The 23607-nt window shown below is 34.7% G+C and carries 24 protein-coding genes and 1 pseudogene; 5 read left to right on the top strand and 20 right to left on the bottom strand.

Going from position 1 to position 23607, the window contains the following annotated elements; genetic code table 11:
• Positions 1-26: 26 nt before the first annotated feature.
• The 4 genes and pseudogenes from EUC40_RS08820 to EUC40_RS08805 form a co-directional block, all read right to left on the bottom strand.
• A complete protein-coding gene (locus EUC40_RS08820) occupies positions 27-971 on the bottom strand; it encodes an ABC transporter permease (protein ID WP_151628384.1) in 945 nt (314 codons plus the stop codon).
• Positions 964-1875 carry an ABC transporter ATP-binding protein gene (locus EUC40_RS08815; RefSeq protein ID WP_071711325.1) on the bottom strand — a complete coding sequence of 304 codons (912 nt, stop codon included), beginning with the start codon at positions 1873-1875 and terminating at the stop codon, positions 964-966. Before EUC40_RS08815 ends, EUC40_RS08820 begins: the two co-directional genes overlap by 8 nt.
• Before the next feature lie 124 nt (positions 1876-1999).
• A pseudogene (locus tag EUC40_RS08810) lies at positions 2000-3465 on the bottom strand (RNA-guided endonuclease InsQ/TnpB family protein).
• 160 nt (positions 3466-3625) lie between these two features.
• Positions 3626-4201 (bottom strand): FtsX-like permease family protein, encoded by a 576-nt coding sequence (locus EUC40_RS08805; RefSeq protein WP_156574487.1) that lies wholly within the window; start codon positions 4199-4201, stop codon positions 3626-3628.
• Positions 4202-4370: 169 nt separating this feature from the next.
• On the opposite strand from EUC40_RS08805, the gene EUC40_RS08800 reads away from it, so the two are divergent.
• Positions 4371-4970: a histidine kinase gene (locus tag EUC40_RS08800; RefSeq protein ID WP_156574485.1), complete on the top strand. Its 600-nt coding sequence runs from the start codon at positions 4371-4373 to the stop codon at positions 4968-4970.
• A gap of 83 nt (positions 4971-5053) precedes the next feature.
• Here EUC40_RS08800 and alsR read toward each other — a convergent pair whose 3' ends face one another.
• Entirely contained in the window at positions 5054-5953 is a 900-nt protein-coding gene (gene alsR / locus EUC40_RS08795; protein ID WP_000423232.1) for an acetoin biosynthesis transcriptional regulator AlsR, read from the bottom strand.
• Between the two features lie 152 nt (positions 5954-6105).
• Here alsR and EUC40_RS08790 point away from each other — a divergent pair, with 152 nt between their 5' ends.
• Positions 6106-6471, top strand: coding sequence for a CidA/LrgA family holin-like protein (locus EUC40_RS08790; RefSeq protein WP_071709668.1), 366 nt, complete (start codon positions 6106-6108; stop codon positions 6469-6471).
• Entirely contained in the window at positions 6468-7145 is a 678-nt protein-coding gene (locus tag EUC40_RS08785) for an LrgB family protein (RefSeq protein WP_000578950.1), read from the top strand. The genes EUC40_RS08790 and EUC40_RS08785 overlap by 4 nt, the downstream gene beginning before the upstream one ends.
• A gap of 11 nt (positions 7146-7156) precedes the next feature.
• Here the strand turns inward: EUC40_RS08785 and EUC40_RS08780 are convergent, their stop codons facing one another.
• Positions 7157-7576, bottom strand: a complete 420-nt coding sequence (locus EUC40_RS08780) for an NUDIX hydrolase (RefSeq protein ID WP_116758444.1) — start codon at positions 7574-7576, stop codon at positions 7157-7159.
• A 135-nt stretch (positions 7577-7711) separates the two neighbouring features.
• Here EUC40_RS08780 and EUC40_RS08775 point away from each other — a divergent pair, with 135 nt between their 5' ends.
• Complete coding sequence (locus EUC40_RS08775) at positions 7712-7912, top strand: DUF3903 domain-containing protein (RefSeq protein WP_071709670.1); 201 nt, start codon at positions 7712-7714, stop codon at positions 7910-7912.
• A gap of 315 nt (positions 7913-8227) precedes the next feature.
• On the opposite strand, the gene EUC40_RS08770 is transcribed toward EUC40_RS08775, so the two are convergent.
• The 14 genes from EUC40_RS08770 to EUC40_RS08705 form a co-directional block, all read right to left on the bottom strand.
• On the bottom strand, positions 8228-8983 hold the full coding sequence (locus tag EUC40_RS08770) for a sulfite exporter TauE/SafE family protein (protein ID WP_156574483.1): 756 nt from the start codon (positions 8981-8983) through the stop codon (positions 8228-8230).
• Between the two features lie 108 nt (positions 8984-9091).
• Positions 9092-9238, bottom strand: coding sequence for a BC1881 family protein (locus tag EUC40_RS08765; protein WP_000644411.1), 147 nt, complete (start codon positions 9236-9238; stop codon positions 9092-9094).
• 176 nt (positions 9239-9414) lie between these two features.
• Positions 9415-9918: a hypothetical protein gene (locus tag EUC40_RS08760; protein WP_244322186.1), complete on the bottom strand. Its 504-nt coding sequence runs from the start codon at positions 9916-9918 to the stop codon at positions 9415-9417.
• A 68-nt stretch (positions 9919-9986) separates the two neighbouring features.
• Positions 9987-11006, bottom strand: a complete 1020-nt coding sequence (locus EUC40_RS08755) for a nuclease-related domain-containing protein (protein ID WP_156574480.1) — start codon at positions 11004-11006, stop codon at positions 9987-9989.
• A 99-nt stretch (positions 11007-11105) separates the two neighbouring features.
• The gene (locus EUC40_RS08750; RefSeq protein WP_156574478.1) at positions 11106-12869 is read right to left on the bottom strand and encodes an ABC transporter ATP-binding protein; all 1764 of its coding nucleotides are present in this window, start codon (positions 12867-12869) and stop codon (positions 11106-11108) included.
• Positions 12869-14620: an ABC transporter ATP-binding protein gene (locus tag EUC40_RS08745; RefSeq protein ID WP_156574476.1), complete on the bottom strand. Its 1752-nt coding sequence runs from the start codon at positions 14618-14620 to the stop codon at positions 12869-12871. Before EUC40_RS08745 ends, EUC40_RS08750 begins: the two co-directional genes overlap by 1 nt.
• Positions 14621-14742: 122 nt before the next feature.
• Positions 14743-14964 (bottom strand): YneF family protein, encoded by a 222-nt coding sequence (locus EUC40_RS08740; protein WP_001123316.1) that lies wholly within the window; start codon positions 14962-14964, stop codon positions 14743-14745.
• Positions 14965-15042: 78 nt separating this feature from the next.
• Positions 15043-15483, bottom strand: coding sequence for a sporulation inhibitor of replication protein SirA (sirA, locus tag EUC40_RS08735; protein WP_000860633.1), 441 nt, complete (start codon positions 15481-15483; stop codon positions 15043-15045).
• Positions 15484-15639: 156 nt separating this feature from the next.
• Positions 15640-17640, bottom strand: coding sequence for a transketolase (tkt, locus tag EUC40_RS08730; protein WP_156574474.1), 2001 nt, complete (start codon positions 17638-17640; stop codon positions 15640-15642).
• 223 nt (positions 17641-17863) lie between these two features.
• A complete protein-coding gene (locus EUC40_RS08725; protein ID WP_156574472.1) occupies positions 17864-18346 on the bottom strand; it encodes a coproporphyrinogen III oxidase in 483 nt (160 codons plus the stop codon).
• 87 nt (positions 18347-18433) lie between these two features.
• Positions 18434-19237, bottom strand: coding sequence for a phosphonate ABC transporter, permease protein PhnE (gene phnE, locus EUC40_RS08720; protein ID WP_071709678.1), 804 nt, complete (start codon positions 19235-19237; stop codon positions 18434-18436).
• Positions 19237-20031, bottom strand: a complete 795-nt coding sequence (phnE, locus tag EUC40_RS08715; RefSeq protein WP_156574470.1) for a phosphonate ABC transporter, permease protein PhnE — start codon at positions 20029-20031, stop codon at positions 19237-19239. Before phnE (EUC40_RS08715) ends, phnE (EUC40_RS08720) begins: the two co-directional genes overlap by 1 nt.
• Positions 20028-20801, bottom strand: a complete 774-nt coding sequence (phnC, locus tag EUC40_RS08710; protein WP_156574469.1) for a phosphonate ABC transporter ATP-binding protein — start codon at positions 20799-20801, stop codon at positions 20028-20030. Before phnC ends, phnE (EUC40_RS08715) begins: the two co-directional genes overlap by 4 nt.
• 95 nt (positions 20802-20896) lie before the next feature.
• Positions 20897-21835 (bottom strand): phosphate/phosphite/phosphonate ABC transporter substrate-binding protein, encoded by a 939-nt coding sequence (locus EUC40_RS08705; protein ID WP_156574468.1) that lies wholly within the window; start codon positions 21833-21835, stop codon positions 20897-20899.
• Positions 21836-22014: 179 nt separating this feature from the next.
• On the opposite strand from EUC40_RS08705, the gene EUC40_RS08700 reads away from it, so the two are divergent.
• The gene (locus EUC40_RS08700) at positions 22015-23604 is read left to right on the top strand and encodes a bifunctional metallophosphatase/5'-nucleotidase (RefSeq protein ID WP_482763964.1); all 1590 of its coding nucleotides are present in this window, start codon (positions 22015-22017) and stop codon (positions 23602-23604) included.
• Positions 23605-23607 lie beyond the last annotated feature (3 nt).

The raw sequence follows: 23607 nt of genomic DNA, 5'->3' as shown, positions 1-23607 counted from the left end.
TAAGGATGCACTTAACGGCTTTTCTATTAAGTTAAATCGCGTTTTAAAAATACAGTATAAGAAATACCTAAAAATACGACTAAATAAAGTAGTAGCATACCGGAAGCAAACGGGAATGTTACTCCATCAATAAAACTTCCGCTTTTTGAAATACCGTATAAATTTGTATTTGCTGGCAATAAAAATTTTGCCCATTCATATCTAGATGCTGGAAGTAACGCGATATTTCCTGATAAAGCAAGAAATAGTGAAATACCGATTGCGCCTCCGCTAGATCTTGTTAGCACAGAAATCATAAATGCAAACGCTGCGTACACAATAGTTGGCAGCCACGATAAAATATAATACTTACTTGCTTCTACAAAAATATTTTGTTTTATAATACTGCCATCTTGGAAAATAAACTCACTCCATGCAGGTTGTTGGAATTTATAAATAACAAGTCCACATAAAGCGGAGAAAATCATATTAAATATAAACAATAAAGCTGCAAAGATCACGATTGCTAAAAATTTTGCTGTTAAAATTTTAAATCGACTTGCTGGACGGGTCGTTAAAAATTTATATGTTCCCCAGCTATATTCATTCGCAAAAATTGTACTTGCATAAACAAGGATAAATGGAAGCAAAATTGGAAATACGATAAAACCTGTATCTCTCATGAAAGAAAGTGGAGAACTGCTTGCTGGTGCTGTATCTGTATCTAAATACTTCATTTTAAGCTGATATTCCTTTACAAGCTCGTCCCCTGATCTTTCTGTTAAAATATCTTCTTTTTTCATGCCAAGCTTTTTCTCAATTTCTACAGTTCGTTCTGTATAATCTGCTTTCCAGCCTTTTGTTTCCGGCTCTAAATACTTTACCGTAACCCATCCTAATCCGATTATTAACACTGCAATAACTGCAAAGGGAATAATCGTTCGCTTTCGCTTAAATATTTTATACAACTCGTTATACACTAAATTAAACAATATCTTTTCCCCCTGTTAATTCTAAAAATTGCTCTTCTAACGTTTTTCTTTCTTCATATACACGATACACTTGAACATTTTTCTCAAGCAATGTCCGAATAACATTTGGGATTTCTTCATCTTTTACATTAATAAGTAAATCATTACCTTTTATTAAAACATCTTGGTCTAACATTTCTGCCGCTTTATTCGCATCATCTACACGTATACGGATTGTCTCCATCTCTTCACTTTGATTATGCTGAATATTTTGCGTCGCCACATATTCTCCGTGCTGAATAATGATAACTCTGTCACACATTAATTCAACTTCTGAAAGTAAATGACTAGATACCAGTACCGCTTTTCCTTGTTCATGTGCAATTTTCTTTATGTACATTCTCATTTCATGTATTCCACTAGGGTCTAATCCATTCGTTGGTTCATCTAATATCAATACATCTGGATCATGAATAAGCGCTTGAGCAATTCCTAAACGTTGTCTCATGCCGAGTGAATATGCTTTTACTTTGCGATCGATTACTTGTCCCATCCCTAGTAATTTCACTACTTCATCGATACGTTCTTCTGTCACGTTACCATTCATGCGTCCAAAATATGTTAAATTCTCATAGCCGCTCAAAAACGGATAAAATTCCGGTGTCTCAATTACTGCTCCGATTTTCGAGGCAGTACTTTCAAATTGCTGTTTTACAGATTGACCGTCAATCCACACTTCGCCCTCTGTCATACGAATCATGCCGACCATCATTCTCATTAAAGTCGTTTTTCCAGCACCATTTGGTCCGAGCAAACCAACCACTTCACCTTTTTTAACTTCGAAACTAATATTTTCTACAAGTGTCTTTGAACCGATTCGCTTCGTTAACCGCTCAACCTTTACAATCCCTTGTTCATTTGTCATTCTATACAACCTTTCCTTCCCATTCTTTGTCAGGTCTTTACACTGTAACATGATTATTTTTATGTGTAAAATGAACACTCCCCCACTTAGCAAAGCTTGAAGTGGGGGTTTCTAACGTTTCGACCTAACGGACGATTAACGTCAGGGGAGTTAACACATTAGCGAGCTGTTTCACGCCTACCCCCTCTATCCCATTTGTCCATGCATTTGGGATTACTTTTCGTAAAATGTTAGCCGCAGCATTTACATCTGCATGAATTAACGTTTTATTTGCTGAACGATATATGCCGCGCTTTATTCGTTTTCCTGAAAAAGTTGTATTTTGGTCATTTTCTCCATACGTTGGAATGAAGTCGTTATCCAGAAACCTTGCTTTCGATGTATATGATTCTTCAGTTACAACAACTTGAATGCCTACAGCATTTGCTTTGTATGTAATCATTTGAATCAATAAACTATGTGGGATATGACAAAACGATTGGTTATTTCTTTTTCCCATATTCATTTCTTGTTTCCAACTTTTGTTTTGACCAATAACGATTTTACAAACTTCTTCTTGAGCTAGTTTTACGATATGGTGACTAACTTTATGGAAGACGTCTTTTATTTTCAAATAACGTTTTTGGTGAAGTTTTTCTATCCTTTTAGAAGTAAAAGGTCCTTCATTCGTTTGTTTTCCATTTCTAAGAATGCTTGTAAAATGACTCTTCATTTTGTTGTAATATTGATTTATGCTTTTGACATGTTTGCCCTTAACAAGGACAGGTTTCATACCTGTGTTTGTTACGATGGTTGCAAGGTTATCAATCCCTAAATCAATACTCATATAACGAGCATTCTCTTCAATAATTTGTTGTTCAGAAGGGACATCAATTACCATTTCCACTACATATTCATTGTATTTTGGAATCACACGAACTTGTTTCAGTTTACCTTCAGTGAAACCTAGTTTCCCAATATTTAATTGCAATTTCGTCTTTGGAAACTTTAAAAATCTACCGTTTTTAATGATGCAATCTTGGTTTGTATACAGAATCTCTTTTTCAGAAGAACGAATATACTTTGGAATCCTAGGCGTTCCAGCATATTTGTTTGGATTCTTTTTATAGTCTTTTAAACTAGCAAAAAAGATTTCCAATTTTGGAACAAACCTTTCATGATTGACTGGCTACATTGCGTAGGCAAAGCTCGATAATCATTTTGAATCATAGCCTTAAATAGTGCATCTAGAAAGTTGTAATCTACATAAGGTTTTTCAAAATTAGGTTCTGAAAACAAATTACATGTAATCTCTTTCTGTTCTTCTTTAGGTTTTAATTTCTCTTTTTCCAATTTCTTCTGATAGGCAAGAAGTTGTGTGTCATTCATCTTACCAATATTTTTATGAATATTATCCAAAACTTCTTTTTGCAAAGGCTGCAACTCTTTTTCTTGTGTTAATCCAGTGTACACCTGGCGTATATAAAAGTTTGTAGTGTTGTACATATTCTTAGCGTTATGACAACATTCTTGAAAATAAGAATACATACGATGCCCTTTTTTAATCCAGATTTGAAGAGTTTTATAGTTTGATGGATTTTCCTTTGTCATTTTATTCACCTCCTTGTTAAGGATGTTATAGCAAAAAAGAACATATATTCCCTATTTTTTCTTGAAAATAAAATATTTCTTTCGATTCACCTCATCACCTTCACTTACGTTTAGAGGTGGGAGTCCTCTCGAAAGGCATGATAGAAAAAGGCATGATTTCTCATGCCTTTTCCTTGAAATGAAACGAATTTTTATCTTGTAAACTTTGAACAAATCGAAAACATTGCACCATCGATAATAGAAGGATAACGATCATAATTATACTAACTACTACTATTGCATATATTGTAATCGGTGCACTATTTATCCCTTGTATTCCTGCTATTTTCATAAAGATAATCGTAAATAATTTTAAAAATAACATCCCATTAACTAATCCAAAAACAAACGCCGTTCCATAAATAAATAATTGCTCCTGACATAATAAACATAGCACTTCATTTCTCTTCCTATTCACTGCTACATAAGATTTAACTTCTTCTTTCCTCACTTGCAGAAGAGAATAAGTCATTTTATATGTAATAAACATACATATGAAAATGACTACGATAAACAGCGTGTAAAAACACATTTGAAATACAAGTGTATCCCCTAATTCCCCAACGGCTACTTCATTAAATTGTAGCGATACCATAAAAAATAAAATTATAGTACTCATAGCAATCCACATAAATTGCTTCATCCTTTTGGCAGCAAATCTTCTTATATTTTTTCTCGCTAACCGATATAAAGACATAAATTTCTTCCCCTACCTTATAACATACGCATTCTATACTACTAGTGTATAAAAATATGACATTTTAAACATCGCACTACAATCTGAATCTTTTCTAAGCCTTTAGTCCTAGAAAATAAAATGGTTAAAATTCCATTTATATACTACAATTGTAAAAAGGAGGGGTTATATGCGTGTGAAATTGCTGTTTATTCTTTCTTTATTACTTTTCACTAGTTGTAATCCATTAAAAAATAGTGAAGGTTCCACTGTTAAACCACATAAGTTAACAAAAGAGCAATCTGACATTTTACAAATGACTCCTATAGGTGAAGGAAATAGAATGTTTTATGATGTTACAATCAAAAATAATAAAGATGAACTTCAGGCTAAAATTGAATATTATCAAAATGGTAAAAAAGTAAAAGAAATCGCGAACATAGCTGCATCATATTTTGTAGAAAAGAAAATAAAACTTTCTTTCATAGCACCAAATCTCCAATTGAATAACAATATACATGGAAAAGGTCAATGGTATATTAATATTGACGGTGGTTCCACGCTTGTTCCTGAAGATGAGCCACCAAACGTAAATAGTTCTGCAACTACTACAATTCAATCTGCAAAAAGTTTAAGATACAATCAAAAAACAATTTTAGCTGCTGTAATCCAATCAAGTAAAGAAACTGTAAGCGTAAATGCAATTGATGAAGAAACAGGTATTGACGCACTCTTAAAAGAAAATGAGCACGTTTATCTATTTAGTATTGAGCTAAAAAAAGTACAATAAAGCGGAAATGCAATTTAGTGCATTTCCGCTTTATTGTTTAACAAGGTGTACTTTTATATATCTGAATTAAACCGTTACTGTTATTACGCATCTTCTACTTCTATTCTTTTCTTCTCTCTTGCAATTTTTAAAAACTCTAAAAGCTCTGGATTGCTATTCATTTTTTTGTAAGCCACTGACATTTCTGCCACAAAATTAGAATCATATAGCTCTTTATATACAACTTCTGTTTTATATAATTTATTTGCCGATACAGGTATGACTGTAATTCCAATCCCTGCTGCTACAAGCCCCATAACAGTTTGATATTCTGTTGCTTCTTGTACAATGCGTGGACTAAATCCAACTTCTCTGCAAAGAGATAAAATTGTATCGTACAATGCTGGCCAGACTGGTCTTGTAATAAATACAAATGGCTCATCTCGTAAATCTTCTATATGTATTTCATCTTTCTCTGCAAGCGGATGTGCCTTTGGTAAACATAAAGTACAAGACAACTTTTGAATTGGTTCTAATTCTAGTAATTGCGTTGAAATTGGTGGACGTAAAAAGCCAATATCAATACGATTATCATGAAGTGCATGAACTTGATCTGGCGTAGACAATTCATGTAATGCAACAGATACTCTCGGAAATTTCTTTCTATACTCCCTAACGATAGATGGTAAAATATCATATATCGCCGCTCCTACAAAACCAATTGAAAGTGATCCTACTTCTCCCCTTTGTGCACTTTGTGCAACTTCTACTGCTTTTTCAATTTGTTCAAACGCTTTTTTCACTTCTTTTAAAAACATTTCTCCTGCTTCTGTTAATTCAACTTTTCTCTTTGTTCTTGAAAATAACATAACTCCCATTTCTTTTTCTAATTGCTGAATTTGCTGACTAAGCGGTGGTTGTGTCATTTGTAAACGAGCAGCTGCTCGTCCAAAGTGCAACTCTTCTGCCACTACAACAAAATATTGCAAATGCCGTAATTCCATTTTGGACACCCTTTTCACTTTCGATTAATACATCTAATATATTAATAACACATAATTTATATATTAGACAAATTTTTTGAATGAACGTATAGTAGAAATTGTTAATTCTTTTTTGCAATTTTTATGCAAAAAAAGAAAGAGGTGGTTACTGTATGAAATGGTGGAAGTTAAGCGGACAAATTTTATTACTATTTTGTTTCGCTTGGACAGGTGAATGGATTGCAAAACAGGCACACCTCCCAGTTCCAGGAAGTATAATCGGGATTTTCCTATTATTAATCTCATTAAAATTTAACATAGTTAAAAAAGAGTGGATACAAGACGGTGCTGATTTTTTATTAAAAGAACTTATTTTATTTTTCATTCCTTCTGCAGTCGCTGTCATACGCTACAAAGATACATTATCACAATATGGAATCGATCTCATTTTGATTATTATGATTAGTACACTTTGCGTTACTCTCGTTACAGGACTTTTAACAGAATTGCTACTTAAGCGGAAAGGATCAACACAATGATCGGCTTTCTTTGTTTACTATTAACACTATTCACATATTGGATATCAAAAAAATTATATCAGCGCTGGAATTGGAGTTTACTTTCTCCTCTTCTTGTTTGTCCCATTATTTTAATTGCTTTATTGCTTGGATTAGATACACCTTATGAAACATATGAATCTGGTGGTCAATGGCTAACAGAATTATTAAAACCTGCAACAGTTGCTTTTGCATGGCCAATCTATAAATACTTTGATTTACTAAAGAAACATGGCGTAGCCATCTTACTTAATGTCATTGTCGGTTCATTTTTATCAGTTATTACTTCAGCACTACTAGCGAATTTTTTTCAAATCGATGCAACACTAGAACATAGTTTAGCCCCACACATTGTAACGACACCGATCGCAATGGCAATCTCAGAAATGATTGGTGGTATGTCACAATTAACAGCAGTATTTGTCGTTTTAACTGCGTTAACAGGAGCATTGCTTGGTCCATCTCTTATACGTATATGCCGCATTAAAACTGCGCTCGCAAAAGGCATTATGTTAGGTACAAGCGCAAATGGAACAGGTACATCAAAAGCGTTTGAAATCGGTCCTGTTGAAGGAACAATTGCTAGTTTATCCATGCTTTTAACAGCAGGAGCTAGTTTAGTTATCGTTCCGCTTTTCTTATCGTGGATACATTAAAAAGCAAGTATTTAAATACTTGCTTTTTTATTTATATATTGGCATATTAACTCATAATCCTCTGGAAAAGCTAACGATAATGTTTCAACTTCACGTATTCCTTTCCAAGCAATTTCATGTATTAACTCATCAGGGTCTTGTATGTTCATATTACCACCTGTTTTTTCTACAAAGTAATAATGAACATAGACGGGAATTCCATATGTAATACCTTCTTTTTCGTATATTTTATTTACAACTTCCACACTATAACCTGTTTCCTCCCAAACTTCTCGGATACAACATTCTTCTAGTGTTTCTCCTTTTTCAAGTCCTCCACTTGGGACAGACCACCTTTTTTCTTCTCCCTTTTGTCCTTGCAATACCATTAAAACTTCATTTCTTTCATTTACACATATAGCTGCTGCACCTATCCATCTCTCCATGTACATCCCTCCCCTACAAAAATTCGCCTTCTTTATCTTTTTCTCCTTGAAAAAAGAGGAAAAAAGTAAACTAATGACGAAAAATCACATTAACTTCATAGACAATCCCTTCTTAGAAATTAAAGACGGAAGGATGAAAATATGATTTCTAAATATGTTGTGGAATGTGTCTTTTGTGAAGAAAATAGAAAACCTCGACAAGCTATCGTCACAGTTCCCGCCACTACTCAGCTACTAGCCATTGAAAAAGTGCGTGCGGAATGTAAACGCCGTTTCGGAAAAGCTTTATTATTGCAAACAGAAATTAAAGAAGAAATAATTTTTGAACAAAAAGAAAGCTGACCATCAACTGGTCAGCTTTCATATCCGATCATATTTTCACATGAAGATTAGGGGCATCCTCTTTAAGGATCGGGATTTTTCCATTATGTACGTTCCATAATGGTCATCGAACAATATATTTCTATACAATTAAATATTGAATAGAATAGGGCAAAACTTGTTCGCATTTTTAGAAAAGGGATAGGGATATAATTCAAGTAGTACTTCGAATACTCGAACTTTACACTCATTATATTAAAGCAAATCTTTTCATATGGGAAATATGAATTACTTACATAATTCAGTCGTAAAACATATTAGTTTGCTATATTATTTTTATTCCATCAATAACATACATCCAGCTAAAACTGGTGTCATAACCATTGATAACTTCAAAAGCATGCGTGGTGCATAATTCGTAAACTTCGCACCGATATACGCTCCTAACATCGTCCCAATCAATACTTGCAATAACAATATAAAATCTAAATACCCTTCTGAACTATATCCAAGCCCGCCTCCAATCGCAATCGGCAATATAACAAGCATAGTCGTTCCTACAGATTGCTGAATCGTTAATCCTAATAGAACCATTAATCCAAGTTGAATAAATGGTGCAGAACCAATCCCGAATGAACCAGCCAGTATTCCAGTGACTAATCCAAGACATATACATTTCATTATGTATTCTTTCGAAAAATCTTTAATTTCTGCTAAAAGTAATTCTTCCCTATTTTGAAACTTAATTAATTTAATACACATAAAAATTGCAGATAAAAATAACATCCCAGCTGTAAACCAATGAAGAAGGTGTGCTGGTATAAGTGAACCAAACTTAGAACCAATATAAGAACCAAACGCCCCAAATCCACCAACAATCCCGCCTATAATAAATACAACATTTCCTTCACGATAATGACTTATAACCCCAGATAATGTCGTAAATGCCATAGCTGTTAAAGATGTTGCAAGAGCAACGTGGATAGGAATATGGAATACTAAAGTGAGTATAGCGATAATAAAACCGGCTCCCCCAGCCCCAACGAACCCTAATAAGATCCCCATCACTAACATCGTTATAATAATTGCCACATGCTCCCCCTCCAGTACCCCAATTATCTACTATACGCTCTCTTGCACACAAATAAAAAGCATCCTAGCCGGATGCTTTTTATACATTTCTATATTGATAGTATGTACTTAATCTTGATTAATCAAAATAACAGCAGGACCCGCTACTACTACTCCAGCTACTTCTATCTTTTCAAATTCCTTTACGGTAATAGATATAACTCCTTCTCTTTCCATCAATTCTTTACTCAGGACATCAGTCGGTATTGCTTTCACCGTCTTACCTCCTTTTCATTTTATAAAGTGCTACAAAAAATAACCCAATGCATCTATATATATGCATCACCTCCGCTTTCATTCCTTATTCCCCTCAAAATTCACATTCCCTTTCTATAGCATATTGAAAAATAAAAAAGAAGTTATACAATTTATAACTTCTTCCTCTCACTATATTAATCTCGCTGCACCTTATATTCTATAACATTCCCATCATTATCAAATTGTAAAACAAGACGTTCACTATCTATTGAAATGAAGCCACGCTCATTTCCAAGATAATACGAAGTGGTAGCTCCCACTTCCTCATTTCTTGTTTCAGTAGGATCTCCTAACAATTTTATAATTTCTTCGTTTGATTTTCCTATTAATTTGTATTTTTGTAATAAGTCATCTACCATATGTACCCGCTTATCCGCATCATTTAACCATCGATTTTGATTAAACTTTGATGTATATTCATTTACACCTAATTGTACGGTACACACTATTAATGGAATAAGCGCTATTATCATTACACTTAACACTTGCTTCTTTTCTTTATTACGATTTACTGAAACATGTATAATAGCCCACTGAATCATAACTAATAAAACAAATGGCATGACTACTACAAAAATACTATTTACGCTTAATGACATATGAACTATATCAATAACGAAAATAAATATAAGATACATTACTACATACAAACAAAAATAAACATACAGAATGCCGCGTAATATAGCGTTCAGAAAAATTTCCCCTTTTAATTCATTTTATAACTCATCCGGCTAATCATTTCTCGAATTATTTCTAATTCTTGTTCTGTATATACTACTTTCCCTGTTAAAATTTCATTTCTGAAGAACGTTACAATTTGCTCCCTATCTTTTAATCTCGGCGTTTCTTCTTCAGAAAGATCTATCAATTCTTTGCCACTTTCATTATAAAAATATACAACCGGCTTTACATTTTCTTTTACAATATCAACTTGTATTTCTTTCAATCGATTGTATAAAATGTGAGATAATTCCTTCGCTTTACATACTGGATTCCCTTCATTTTTCACTTGTAGCGTTAATGAATCTGCACCTGTAATCCATTCAAACGTCTCTTCTTTCTCAACATCTTGTTGATACTTACCAATTTCATCAATCATAAATGAATATATATTAGCATTTTCTTTCGTTAAACCATGAATTAACTTCCCTGTCCATTCTTTCGTCTCAAGTAGATATATGCCCGTTTTACTTAAGACAAGATGATGAATTCGAAAATCATTTCCTCCACGCTGATTTCTAACGAAAATGTTCGGTATAATATGAAATTCATTATCTACTATTATTCCTTGCTCTACGAATCCTCGTTTCATATAATATAATGTTTCGTGTGTATTCACTTCAGCACCATTTTTAGTATACTCTCGTAAATCCGCAATTAGCTTTTGAAACATATGTATTTCATTACTATGTTTATCTTGCATTTCACTACGTTCTTTACTATGTTGTATAGCTAACTGATTTTTCATCATACGCATATTTTCAAGTTCTCTATTTGCACTTACTTGTAAATCATTGTATTTCTTCTGTTCCATATTTTTCAATGTATTTTGTTGTTCTTTATGTTCTGTAACCGTAGCTGCAATTTCATTTTCATACGTTTCAATTGCTTGCTTCTTTTCAAATTCCACTTGCTGACTCTCTGATTCTAACTGTTTATTTTTATAAAACAGTACGAACACTCCAGCTAATAATAATAAAATTATACCTATTAGCACATAATCCATAGTTCGACTCCTTTTATATACATATTTCTACTATATTATACTATGTTATCGATATATATTTTGTAGAAATTTCACGTGCAATCAAAAGACCTTGTAACTCTACAAGGCCTTTTGTAAACTTCCTTTATTTTGTAGTAAATACATATTATAATACAACCCTTGTTCACTCAATAACTCTTGATGTGTTCCTCTCTCCACTATCTCTCCATCATGCATAACAAAAATTTGATCTGCATCTTGAATTGTAGATAACCTGTGCGCAATTGCTATCGTCGTTCTCCCTTTTCGCATTTGCTGCAACGCTGTTTGGATAGCCTCTTCTGTTTCTGTATCAATATTAGCTGTTGCCTCATCTAATACTAATACTTTCGGATTCGTTGCTATCGTTCTAGCAAAAGCGATTAGTTGTCGTTGCCCACTAGAAAATGCAGCTCCTCTTTCTACTACTTCTGTTTCATACTGCTCTGGTAATTTTTCAATAAACATATTGGCTTGCACAAATCGCGCAGCTTCTTTTACTTCTTCATCCGTAATCTCTTCATTGTACATACGAATATTTTGCTTAATATTTCCCGCAAATAAAAATGCATCTTGCAATACGAGTCCTATTTTCTTTCTAATTTCTTGTTCTCCAAAATTCTCTAAATCCACACCATCTATTACAATATTTCCTGATTTAATATTATAAAATCGCATTAATAAATTCATAATCGTACTTTTCCCGCTACCCGTATGCCCAACAAAAGCAACCGTTTGCCCTTGTTTCACGTGAAAAGAGACATTTTTTAAAACATCACGCTTTCCATCATACGAAAAAGTAACATTTTTAAATTCAATATCCCCATCAACTACTTGAGGGTTCCCATTCCCTTTTTGAACGGGCGCTAAATCTGTCTCATCCATTAAATGAAATACACGTGACGATGAAACAAGTGCCTGTTGGAAAAATGACAATTTCATCATCATCTCATTTACAGGCTGGAAGAAACGATGAATATAATTAACAAAGGCATATAAAACCCCTACTTCAACTGGACTTTTTAAAGCATCAATTCCAAATAAACCAAGTACTAACGCAATTGCTATAATATGAACTAAATCTGTAGCTGGACGTAAAAGTAATGCGTCTAACTTTAACGTACGTCGTCCTGCACTATAATGTTTATTATTCACTTCTTCAAATTCTTTTCTCATCCGCTTTTCTTGCCTAAACACTTGGACAATATTCATTCCTTGAATGGATTCATTTAACTTTGCATTTAAAACACTCAATTGATTACGTACTTCTAAATAAAAAGCAGCACTTTTCCGGCGATATAATACCATAATCGCAAACATAATTGGAATTAACACAAGAGAAAATAGCGCTAGTTTTACATTTAATAAAAACATAGCTACTAAAATACCAATTAAAAAGACTACATTTTTGACAAATGTGGATAATACACTGACATAAAAATCTTTAATTGCTTCCGTATCATTCGTTATGCGCGATACGAGCGTACCGATCGGCGTACGATCAAAGAAACTTAATGACAACTTTTGAACATGTTCGTATACTTCAACACGCATATCTTGAACAATTTTAAAAGCAATATTTTGAAAATATAATAAATCCAAATACGTAAATAACACTTTTAATAAATGGGCAACTATGTATACTACAAATAAAGTAACGAGCGCTGATTGTTCAAAATTCCCCGGTACTAAGTGTTCATCAAGAAATTGTTTAATTAAAAAAGGTCCCATCATTTCAGTTACAGTTGCTCCAACTAGAAATAAAAATGCTAATGCTAATAACCCTTTATATGGTCTCATATAAGAAAGCAATCTTCTTAAATCACTCTGTTTTTTCTTAGCCATCATACGCCTCCTTTCTCGACTAATGCTTCTAACTGCTGGCTTTCATACATCTCTTTATACCAACCGTTTTCCTCCATTAATTGCTCATGTGTACCTCGTTGTACAATTCTACCTTCATCCACAACTAGAATAAGATTGGCATGTTGAATTGCACTTAAACGATGAGCAGTAATAATCGTCGTTTTCCCTGCTCTTTCTCTCTTTAATGCATTTAAAATCGTTTCTTCTGTTTTTGCATCTACAGCAGATAAACAGTCGTCCAAGATCAAAATTTCAGCATTCGTTAATAAAGCACGCGCGATTGAGATTCTCTGTTTTTGACCTCCAGATAAAGAAACGCCTCTTTCCCCTACTACTGTTTCATATCCTTCTGAAAATTGGAGTATGTCATTATGGATACAGGCAATCTCTGCAGCACGAGTAATTTCATTATATGTAGCATCCGCCTTTCCGAAGGCAATATTCTCCCCAATACTCGCTGAAAATAAAAAATGATCTTGCGGTACGTATGAAATGGCAGAACGTACACCGTAAAGTGTTACATCTCGAATATCTCGCTCTCCAACCTTTAATTCACCATTAAAATGATCATATTCACGGATTAAACATTTTAATAAAGTCGTTTTTCCTGCACCTGTACGTCCTACAACTCCTAACGTTTCACCCTTCTTCAAATCAAAATGAATATCTGTTAAATGTAACCGTTCATTTTTCTTATATGAAAATGAATCAACCGCAAACGAAACATCACCGCTTGCTATTGTATGTACAGCGTTTTCTCTATTTACTACATCTGATTTTTGAGAAAGGATTTTCTCTACACGGTCATACGAAGCGCGTCCACGCTCCATAATATTAAACAACCATCCAAATGCTAACATCGGCCAAACAAGAGTACCTAAATATGTTGTAAATGTAACTAATTCACCGACTGTCAATTCACCTCTCACAACTAATACTGACCCGTAACATACCGCAATTAAAAAAGAAAACCCAACGATAAGAGCGATTGTTGGATCAAACAACGAATCAATACGTGCGACTAACATATTTTTATGTACGACATCTTCTGACTTTTTTCGGAACGCTTGTAAATCTTCTTTCTCTTGTCCAAGTGAGCGAATTACCTTCATCCCACTCATACTCTCTTGCACCTTGTCATTGATTTCTGAAAACGATTGCTGCGCTTTATGAAACCTTTTATGTAATAAAGTTCCATAATAATTTGTCGAAATTGCTACAATTGGCATAGGAATTAAGCTTAACAATGTTAACTTCCAACTAATTGTAAAGCCCATCGCTACAAGTACACATCCCCCAACCGCTAGTGAATCAACTAATGTTAATACACCCGCTCCAGCAGTTTGCTGAATCGCTTGAATATCATTCGTTGCATGTGCCATTAAATCACCTGTGCGATTTGACTGATAGAAAGATGGACTCATCTTTGTAAAATGTTCATATAAATTTTTTCGTAATTGACGGGCTAGTTTTAAAGAAGATCCAAAAATCATAATACGCCATAAGTAACGCAATACGTACATAGTAATCCCAGCAGCTACTAACAAAATAACCCACTTTAACAATTTTTCAGATGTTAATGTTCCATTATTAATTTCATCTACTACAATACCTAGTACTTTCGGAGCTAAAAGTTCAAGAAGTGCGACACCAAATAACATAATAATTCCGATTATGTACGCTCGTTTTTCTTGTTTAAAAAACCACGCTAAATTAATAAATACCTTCATTTTTATCCTCCTCCCTTAAAATGAGCGATGTTTTCAGTTTACCAAAAATACAGAATTTTTAAAAGTTTTAAACTCTATAATCATAAAAAGAAAAGACACTCTTAGCGAGTGTCTTTTAGCGCTTATTTCGTTTGTTGCTTGCTCATCGCGCTCATCATTTGATTGATTTTCTTTTGGGAAGGTTTTTGTCCCATCTGCATCATCATCATTTTTAACATTTGTTCATTAATTGGTGGATTTTTTTCTAAGTAGTTCATCATGTATTTGCGGGCAATGAAAAATCCTAACGCCACGCCTGCTACTAGTGCTACTACGCCCACTAGAATACCTAACCAAATCGGCATATATTTTCCTCCTTCATGTTGTCTACCTTACAGTGTACTAAAACCTTTTCAATAAGACAAGATACAATTCGACATTTTTTACACATATGTTCGTACTTGTTTTAGAGGATTCAGCCATCCATACTTTGTATTTTCATAATCCATAGCTAAAAATGTTAATTCACACTTTCGAAGCACCTCAAAAAACGTCGTTTCCATAGAGACATTTCCAGAGGTGTTCATACGGATATAGTGTGGTTTCACGATTATTTCGCCGTATTCCGCTCCTGTAAAAAGTGTATGTGTATGATGTGTTCTATCATATTTACCAAGAGCACGTAAAGCTTGCTCTAATTTATGATGAATTTTCATTACTTGTAATGGCATCGTTATATACATCATTTGTTTGTATAACACTTTTTTCTCCGAAAGGGACCCAGATTCTGAAAATCGAGCAAATAAATCAAAAAACAAATATTCACGACCAAAATAAGCTTTCGCAATATCCTCTTGAATTAAATACAATTCATACGTTTTCATTTTCAGCCTCCCAATCTGGACAACCTTTTCTCTTCATTATATAGAAGAAAATTTGCAATGATTGTCTGACTGCGGAGAGATAAAAAACTTTTTCTGTCGAAAAAACTCATTTACATAGAAAAATCTCTCCATGCCGGAGAGATTTTTCTAAAATCATTAAAGCATTTCTTTTACTTTACGAACAACGTTCTCTACAGTAAATCCATACTCTTCCATAATCTTCTCACCAGGAGCAGAAGCACCGAATGTATCGATACCTAACACATCTCCTTCAAGACCTACGTAACGGTGCCATCCGAATGTAGCACCCATTTCGATTGCGAAACGTTTCGTTACTGCTTTTGGTAATACAGATTCTTTGTACTCAGCAGTTTGAGCTTCAAAGCGATCCATAGATGGCATGCTGACAACAGCTGCGTCAACGCCGTCTACTGCTAATGCTTTTTGTGCTTCAACAGCTAGGCTTACTTCAGATCCAGTTGCAAGTAAGATAACATCAGCTGTTTCTTTCTTGCTTGCAGAAACTACATATGCACCTTTTGCTACTTTTTCATACGTATCGTCTTTCGCGCCTTCTAATGTTGGAAGGTCTTGACGAGTTAATACTAAAGCAGTTGGTTTGTTTGTAGATTCTAAAGCTAATCTCCAAGCTGCAACAGATTCGTTACCGTCAGCTGGACGAATAACAGAAACGTTTGGCATTGCACGAAGCGCTGCTAATTGCTCCACTGGTTCATGTGTTGGACCATCTTCGCCAACAGCGATACTGTCGTGCGTGAATACATACGTTACTGGCAATTGCATTAATGCTGCAAGACGAATTGCTGGACGTAAGTAGTCAGAGAATACGAAGAACGTACCACCGTAAGTTTTTAAACCGCCATGTAGTGCAATACCGTTCATTGCTGCACCCATTGCGAACTCACGTACACCGTACCAAATGTTTTTACCGCTGTAGTCATCTCTTGTAAAGTCTTTTTCGTTATTCATATATGTTTTGTTAGAACCAGCAAGGTCAGCAGATCCACCGAAGAATGATGGTACAGACTCTGCAATTGCATTAATTACAGCACCTGAAGAATTACGAGTTGCTGCTTTTGATCCTAATTCATAAGTTGGTAAGTTTTGCTCCCAACCTTCTGGAAGAAGACCATTCATTGCTGCTTGCAATTCGTTTGCTAATTCTGGATATGCTTGTGCATATTCGCCTAACATTGTGTTCCAAGCTGCTTGTGCAGTTTCACCAGCATCTTGTACTGTTTTACGGAAATTGTCATATACTTCTTCTGCAACATGGAAGTCTTGCTCAGCAGTCCAAGCGTATGCTTCTTTCGTTAATTTTGTCTCGTCTACACCAAGTGGAGAACCATGTGAAGCTGATTTTCCTGATTTGTTTGGAGAACCGAAACCAATTGTCGTTCTTACTTCAATTAGCGTTGGGCGTTTTTCGTCAGCTTTCGCTTCTTCAATTGCTTTCGCGATAGCTTCAATATCGTTTCCATCCTCAACACGGATTACTTGCCATCCGTATGCTTTGTAACGATCTTCTACACTTTCAGAGAATGAACGATTTAAATCGCCATCTAATGAAATATCATTTGAATCGTATAACACAACAAGACGACCTAATTGTAAATGAGCAGCTAATGAAGATGCTTCAGCAGAAACGCCTTCCATTAAATCTCCATCACCACAAATAGCGTATGTATGATGATCTACTACATTATACGCATCACGATTATATTTAGCCGCTAAATGTCTTTCAGCCATTGCCATACCTACAGCTGTTGCAATACCTTGTCCAAGTGGACCAGTAGTTGCATCTACACCTGCTGTATGACCATACTCAGGATGTCCTGGAGTTTTGCTTCCCCATTGACGGAAGTTCTTTAAGTCATCCATTGTTACATCATAACCAGATAGGTGAAGTAGGCTGTATAATAACATTGAACCATGACCTGCAGATAATACGAAACGATCACGGTTAAACCACGTTGGGTTATTTGGATTGTGTTTCATAAATTGAGTCCATAATGTATAAGCCATTGGTGCTGCACCCATTGGCATTCCTGGGTGACCAGAGTTTGCTTTTTCAATCGCATCGATGGATAATGTGCGAATCGTGTTGATAGAAAGTTGTTCGATTGAATGTGACATGCTATTCTTCCCTTCGCTTATATTAGTAAACGTTTTATACATTTATATGATAGCTTCCCACGCAAGATTATACAACATGTATCGACAAATATGTTGATGTTTTTTTGATTTTTTATAAAAAAATCAATGATTTCGGGAATGTATGGGTATTCAATATGACATACTTTTTCATTGTTTTTATTTTAAAAAGAAAGGGAATTGTCTGTATATTTATACATCATTTTCAAATTCCATAATGTAAGACATATCCTTCCCTATTTTTCACTCTACGAAGCAAACGAATAAAAGACTTTAAATCTTGACATAATTTATCTCGATCAAATACATATCTTTCATATTCTCCATCAATATTAGTATCATTTCCCCATTGAGACCGTCCTGTCAGTTCGATTGTTTCTGGACCTAAAGAAAACATACTAACTAGCGAACAAAATAACTGTTCTGCTATCTCTGCCCCTTTCTGTTCAATTTTTGTAATACCATAATAATGAATCCCAAATCCTTCTGCTCTTTTAGCAGGATAATAAACCGGAATCCAATGAATAAAATCTAATAGATACACAATGAGCTCATCACTTAATACGACATATTCCTCTATCATCGCCTCTTCTTTATACAAGAAACAACCCTCAATCCAATTCACACCTTCAAAATCCAATCCCTCTTTTTCAAATGAAACAAATACAAATTCATGCTGTAAAGCCAAAAGACCCCTCCTATTATCCAATAATATCCACATTATTTATTCTCATTATATAAAAAAAGCACCTTTTATAGGTGCTTCTTTCATAAATCATACAATTTTCTTCCTTATCGAACTTGAAATAAAGTCAATGATAATTACCATTAATATGATGCCTAATAAAATAATTCCAACGCGAGACCAATTCCGTGAGCTTAAAGCAAAAATTAGCGGCGTCCCAATACCACCCGCTCCAATAACACCTAAAATAGCAGCGGATCGTACATTAATTTCAAACCTATATAACGTATAAGATAAAAAGTCCGGTAACACTTGTGGTAATACCGCATACCAAAGAATTTGAAAACGATTTGCTCCTGTAGCAATTAGCGCTTCGGTCGGTCCCTTATCAATATTTTCAATTCCTTCCGAATACAGTTTTCCTAGCATCCCGATAGAATGTAACCCTAAAGCTAGTACGCCCGCGAAAGAACCTGGACCGACAGCTTTTATAAATAAAAGTGCCATTACTAATTCGGGAAATGTACGGACAAAACTAAGTACAAATTTCCCGGTTCCTGAAGTTAATTTTCCACTACTCATATTTGTTGCTGCCCAAAAAGCAAATGGTATAGATAAAAAGGCGGAAATAAATGTGCCTAATACTGCAATAGCCAACGTATCAATTAAACCATGTAATAGATCTTCTCCATCTGGCAAGGATACATACGACCAATCTGGATTAAATACCCCTGTCATAATTGCTTTTGTAATTTCTCCCGCGGTATTCTTTATTCCTTCTAACGGGACTCCTGAAAAGGCCCATACATATATACCTGCAAGTGCTATAAAAATAATCCAGCGATATACACTTGGTTTCTTTCGTTTTGGCATGATCATCGTCGATTCACTCATTATAATTTCTCCCGCAACAACGTACTTATATAATCAATTAACAATACAACAACAAGAGTATAAATAATAATAGAAGCGGTTTGTTGATATTGTAAAAATCCAAGTGTACGATCATAATACAATCCAATGCCACCTGCTCCTACTAACCCTAAAACAGCTGCTGCACGTACATTCACCTCAAATGTATAAAGTACATAGGAGACAAAATGTGCTTTCACTTGTGGCATTACCCCATAAACAATCCACTGCACCTTATTAGCTCCTACAGCAGTCATCGCTTCTAACGGACCAGGGTCAATGGATTCAATGGACTCATATAACAATTTCGCTACGAGCCCAATCGAAAAACAAGTAAGAGCCAAAATACCTGGAAGCGGCCCTATTCCAAAAATCGCCACAAAAATAGCAGCTAATAGTAAATCTGGTATCGTCCGTATAAAATTTAAAATCAAACGAGCTGGACTGTACAAAAACACATTAGTAAATACATTACTTGCCGCAAATAGTGCAAGTGGAATGGCTAAAATGGCCCCTAAAGTCGTCCCAATAATCGCCATACGTATCGTATCTAACATCGCTGTTGTAATAACTTCAAAATAACTCCAATCGGGCGGCACCATTTCCTTCAATAAATCCATCATATTAGGAAAACCAACTACTAGTTTTGCAAATGATGCGTCGACCTGTACACTACTGCCCCATAACAGTACAATAACGAGAATAACCGTTAACATATGCTTCAATTTACTTGGTGGCTTCGGTATCGATTTCGAGTACATCGTCACGTCGTTCATTTAGCTGCCACCTCTAATAATTCACTTTTTCGAGCTACTTCCCCATATATTTCAGCAAACTTTTCATCCGTTGCCTCTTCTACCAATCCATCAAAGACAACTTCACCTGCATGTAATCCAATAATACGAGTAGCATATTGCCTAGCTAAATCAATAGAATGCAAGTTTACAATTGTCGTAATTCCAAAATCTTCATTAATTTTTTTCAAATCATCGAGCACTTGCTTTGTTGTGAGTGGGTCTAACGATGCAACAGGTTCATCCGCCAATATAATTTTCGCTTCTTGCGCCAATGCTCTCGCTATCGATACACGTTGCTGTTGTCCTCCTGATAATTCATCAGCTCGTGCATATGCTTTCTCTAAAATATTCACTCTTTTTAACGCCTGAAATGCAAGCTCCAAATCTTCTTTTGGAAACAACCCTAACGTTGTACGCAGTGTCGAATGATATCCAACACGGCCAGCTAATACATTTTTCAATACCGTTGATCGTTTCACAAGGTTAAAACTTTGAAAAATCATACCTATATCTCGGCGCATTCGTCGTAATCCTTTTCCTTTTGCAGCAGTAATAGACTCGCCTTCAATAATAATTTCACCTTCTGTAATCTCATGAAGACGATTTACTGATCTGAGAAGTGTAGATTTTCCAGCCCCGGATAATCCGACCATTACAACAAACTCACCTTTTTCAATCTTTAAATTTATATTATTCAATCCTTTTGTACCATTCGGATACACTTTGGAGACGTTTTGAAACTCTATCACTCATCTTACCTACCTTCAATGTATTATCAATAACCTAAAAACGGCAAACTAACCGAAATCACACGCCTTCCAGTTAGTCGCCATTTCCATATGTATTATTGTGTTTTTACTTTCTTTCCATATTCACGAACGATATCAAATTTACTATCATCAGATTTAACATATCCTTCATGCGAGTATACTTCTTTAATAATTTTGTGGCCTTCCTCATTCTTTCCAATTTCAATGAAAGCATCTTGTAATTTCTTACTCCACTCTGCATCTAAATCAGAGCGTACCGAAATTGTATCGTTTGGAATTTTCTCTGTAAATTTCACTATTTTCGTTTGATCAAATATATTCGGGTAATCTTTTTTTACAATATTGCGCGCATCTTGAAATACAACAGCTGCATCTACGTCACCATTTAAAAGAGCGATAAGAGACTGATCGTGACCTTTTAATGTAACAGGTTTCACATCTTTCAACGGATCAATTCCCTCTTTTAACAACACCGCTGCCGGCCATACATAGCCTGCTGATGATGTAACATCTTGATAGCCAATTTTTTTATCTTTTAAATCTTTTACACTATTAATGTTAGAATCTTTCTTAACAACAAATTCAGATTTATAAAAATCTACTAACTCTTTTGTAGGAGCCCCTGTTTCATCCTCTACTCCAAAACGTTGCGCCTGTAAAATTACATTTGCAGCCTTTTTCTCATGCGCTAACACATACGCAGTTGGAGGTAAGAAACCTACATCCACTTGCTTAGATGCCATCGCTTCTACAATTGTATTATAATTCGTTGAAATACTAACTTTTACCGGGATGTTTAATTTATCACTTAATAACTTTTCCAACGGTTTTGCCTTAGCTTCTAACGTATCTGCATTTTGAGAAGGAACAAATTGAACATTTAACGTCTTCGGTACATACCCTTTTTTTGTATCTTCATTTTTACTTGCACTTGATTCCTTCGTTCCACAGCCACTTAATAATCCCGCTGCTAGTACAACTGTTGTACCCATTGCAAAAACTTTTTTCAACATGTTAATGCCTCCATTTTTTGTTGTTATAAAATAACCTTCCGTAAACATGAAGAAATATATCACACATTTTCACAAATAATTGTCTATTTACAGAATCTTTACACACTCTATACATTCACATTAAAATTCCCTTCATATTTTTGATATGATTAACATGAAGATAACAATAGAAAAGGTGAATGATGTTGAATCAAAATCAAATTGTAACTTTAAACATCTTATTAACAAGTGATATACATGGTACTGTTTATCCAATTCACTACCAAGATAATTCCAAAGCAGAAATTGGTTTAGCTAAAATTTCTACCCTTATAAAAAAAGAACGTTCCAAAAATAAAAACGTTCTTTTAATCGATAATGGGGACTTCATTCAAGGAACACCATTTACTTACCATTACGCTACATACGAAAAAGATAAGAAAAATCCAATGTCCTTATTAGCCAACTATATAAGTTACGATGCTGCAATTATCGGAAATCATGAATTTAATTATGGAATGGATATATTAAATCACGCTGTAGAAACTGCAAACTTCCCGTACTTATCAGCAAACATTTTAGATAAAAACATAAAAGCACCCTATTTCGGGAAACCTTACATCATCAAACATATTGAAGAGAATATAAAAATTGCTATTTTAGGAGTAACAACACATTACATCCCAAACTGGGAACAACCCCTTCATATTCAAGACTTACATTTTGAAGATGCACTGGAAACTACAAAAAAATGGGTTGCTTACATCCACGAACACGAAAAACCAGATTTACTAGTCGTAGCCTATCACGGAGGATTTGAACGTGATTTACAGACCGGAGTACCAACTGAAGTGTTAACAGGCGAGAACCAAGGATATGCAATATGTCATGAAATTGAAGGTATAGATATTTTATTAACAGGACACCAACACCGAGAAATTTCTCGCACAATGGCTAACGGTGTAACAATTTTACAGACTGGATGTAATGGGCAATCAGTTGGAAAAATAACCGTAACCTTCGAAAGAATGGAACAGAAGTGGATTAAAAAAGAAAGTTATTCAGAGTTGTTGACGGTGCAAGGAATTGAGGCAGATCCAGATGTTCTTTCCTTAGCATCTGATTATGAAGAGAATACACAAAAATGGCTTGATCAACCTATCGGAATCATTCATGGGGACATGCAAATTTCAGATGTTATGCAAACTCGTTTGCAAGATCATCCATTTATTGAATTTATAAATAAAATACAAATGGATATAGCTAACGTTTCCATTTCTTGTACAAGCTTATTCCATAATACATCTCCAGGTTTCCCGAAATATGTAACAATGCGTGACATCGTTTCTAATTATATTTATCCAAATACATTAAAAGTAATTAGAATAACTGGAGCGGATATAAAAGATGCCCTTGAACTCTCTGCTTCTTATTTCACATTAAATGTAGATGGAACCATCATCGTAAATCCTACCTACATAGAACCAAAGCCGCAACACTATAATTACGATATGTGGGAAGGAATTTCGTACGTATTAAACATTTCCAAACCAATTGGCGAGAGAGTAGAATCTTTACAGTATAAAGGCGCTCCTCTAAATATGACGGAAGAATATGACGTCGTTATGAATAATTATCGCGCAAGTGGCGGAGGGAACTTTTTTATGTTTCAAAATAAGCCAGTAATAAAAGACATACCAACAGATATGTCTGAACTTATCGCTAACTATATATTGAAACATAAAAGGATAGAAGCAACGCAAAATAATAACTGGAAAGTTATTAAATAACGA

The sequence above is a fragment of the Bacillus luti genome, from assembly GCF_009739945.1.
In the GTDB taxonomy this organism is placed as follows: domain Bacteria; phylum Bacillota; class Bacilli; order Bacillales; family Bacillaceae_G; genus Bacillus_A; species Bacillus_A luti.
The sequence above is the reverse complement of the archived record's forward strand: the minus strand, read 5'-3'. Positions and strand labels throughout refer to the sequence as shown.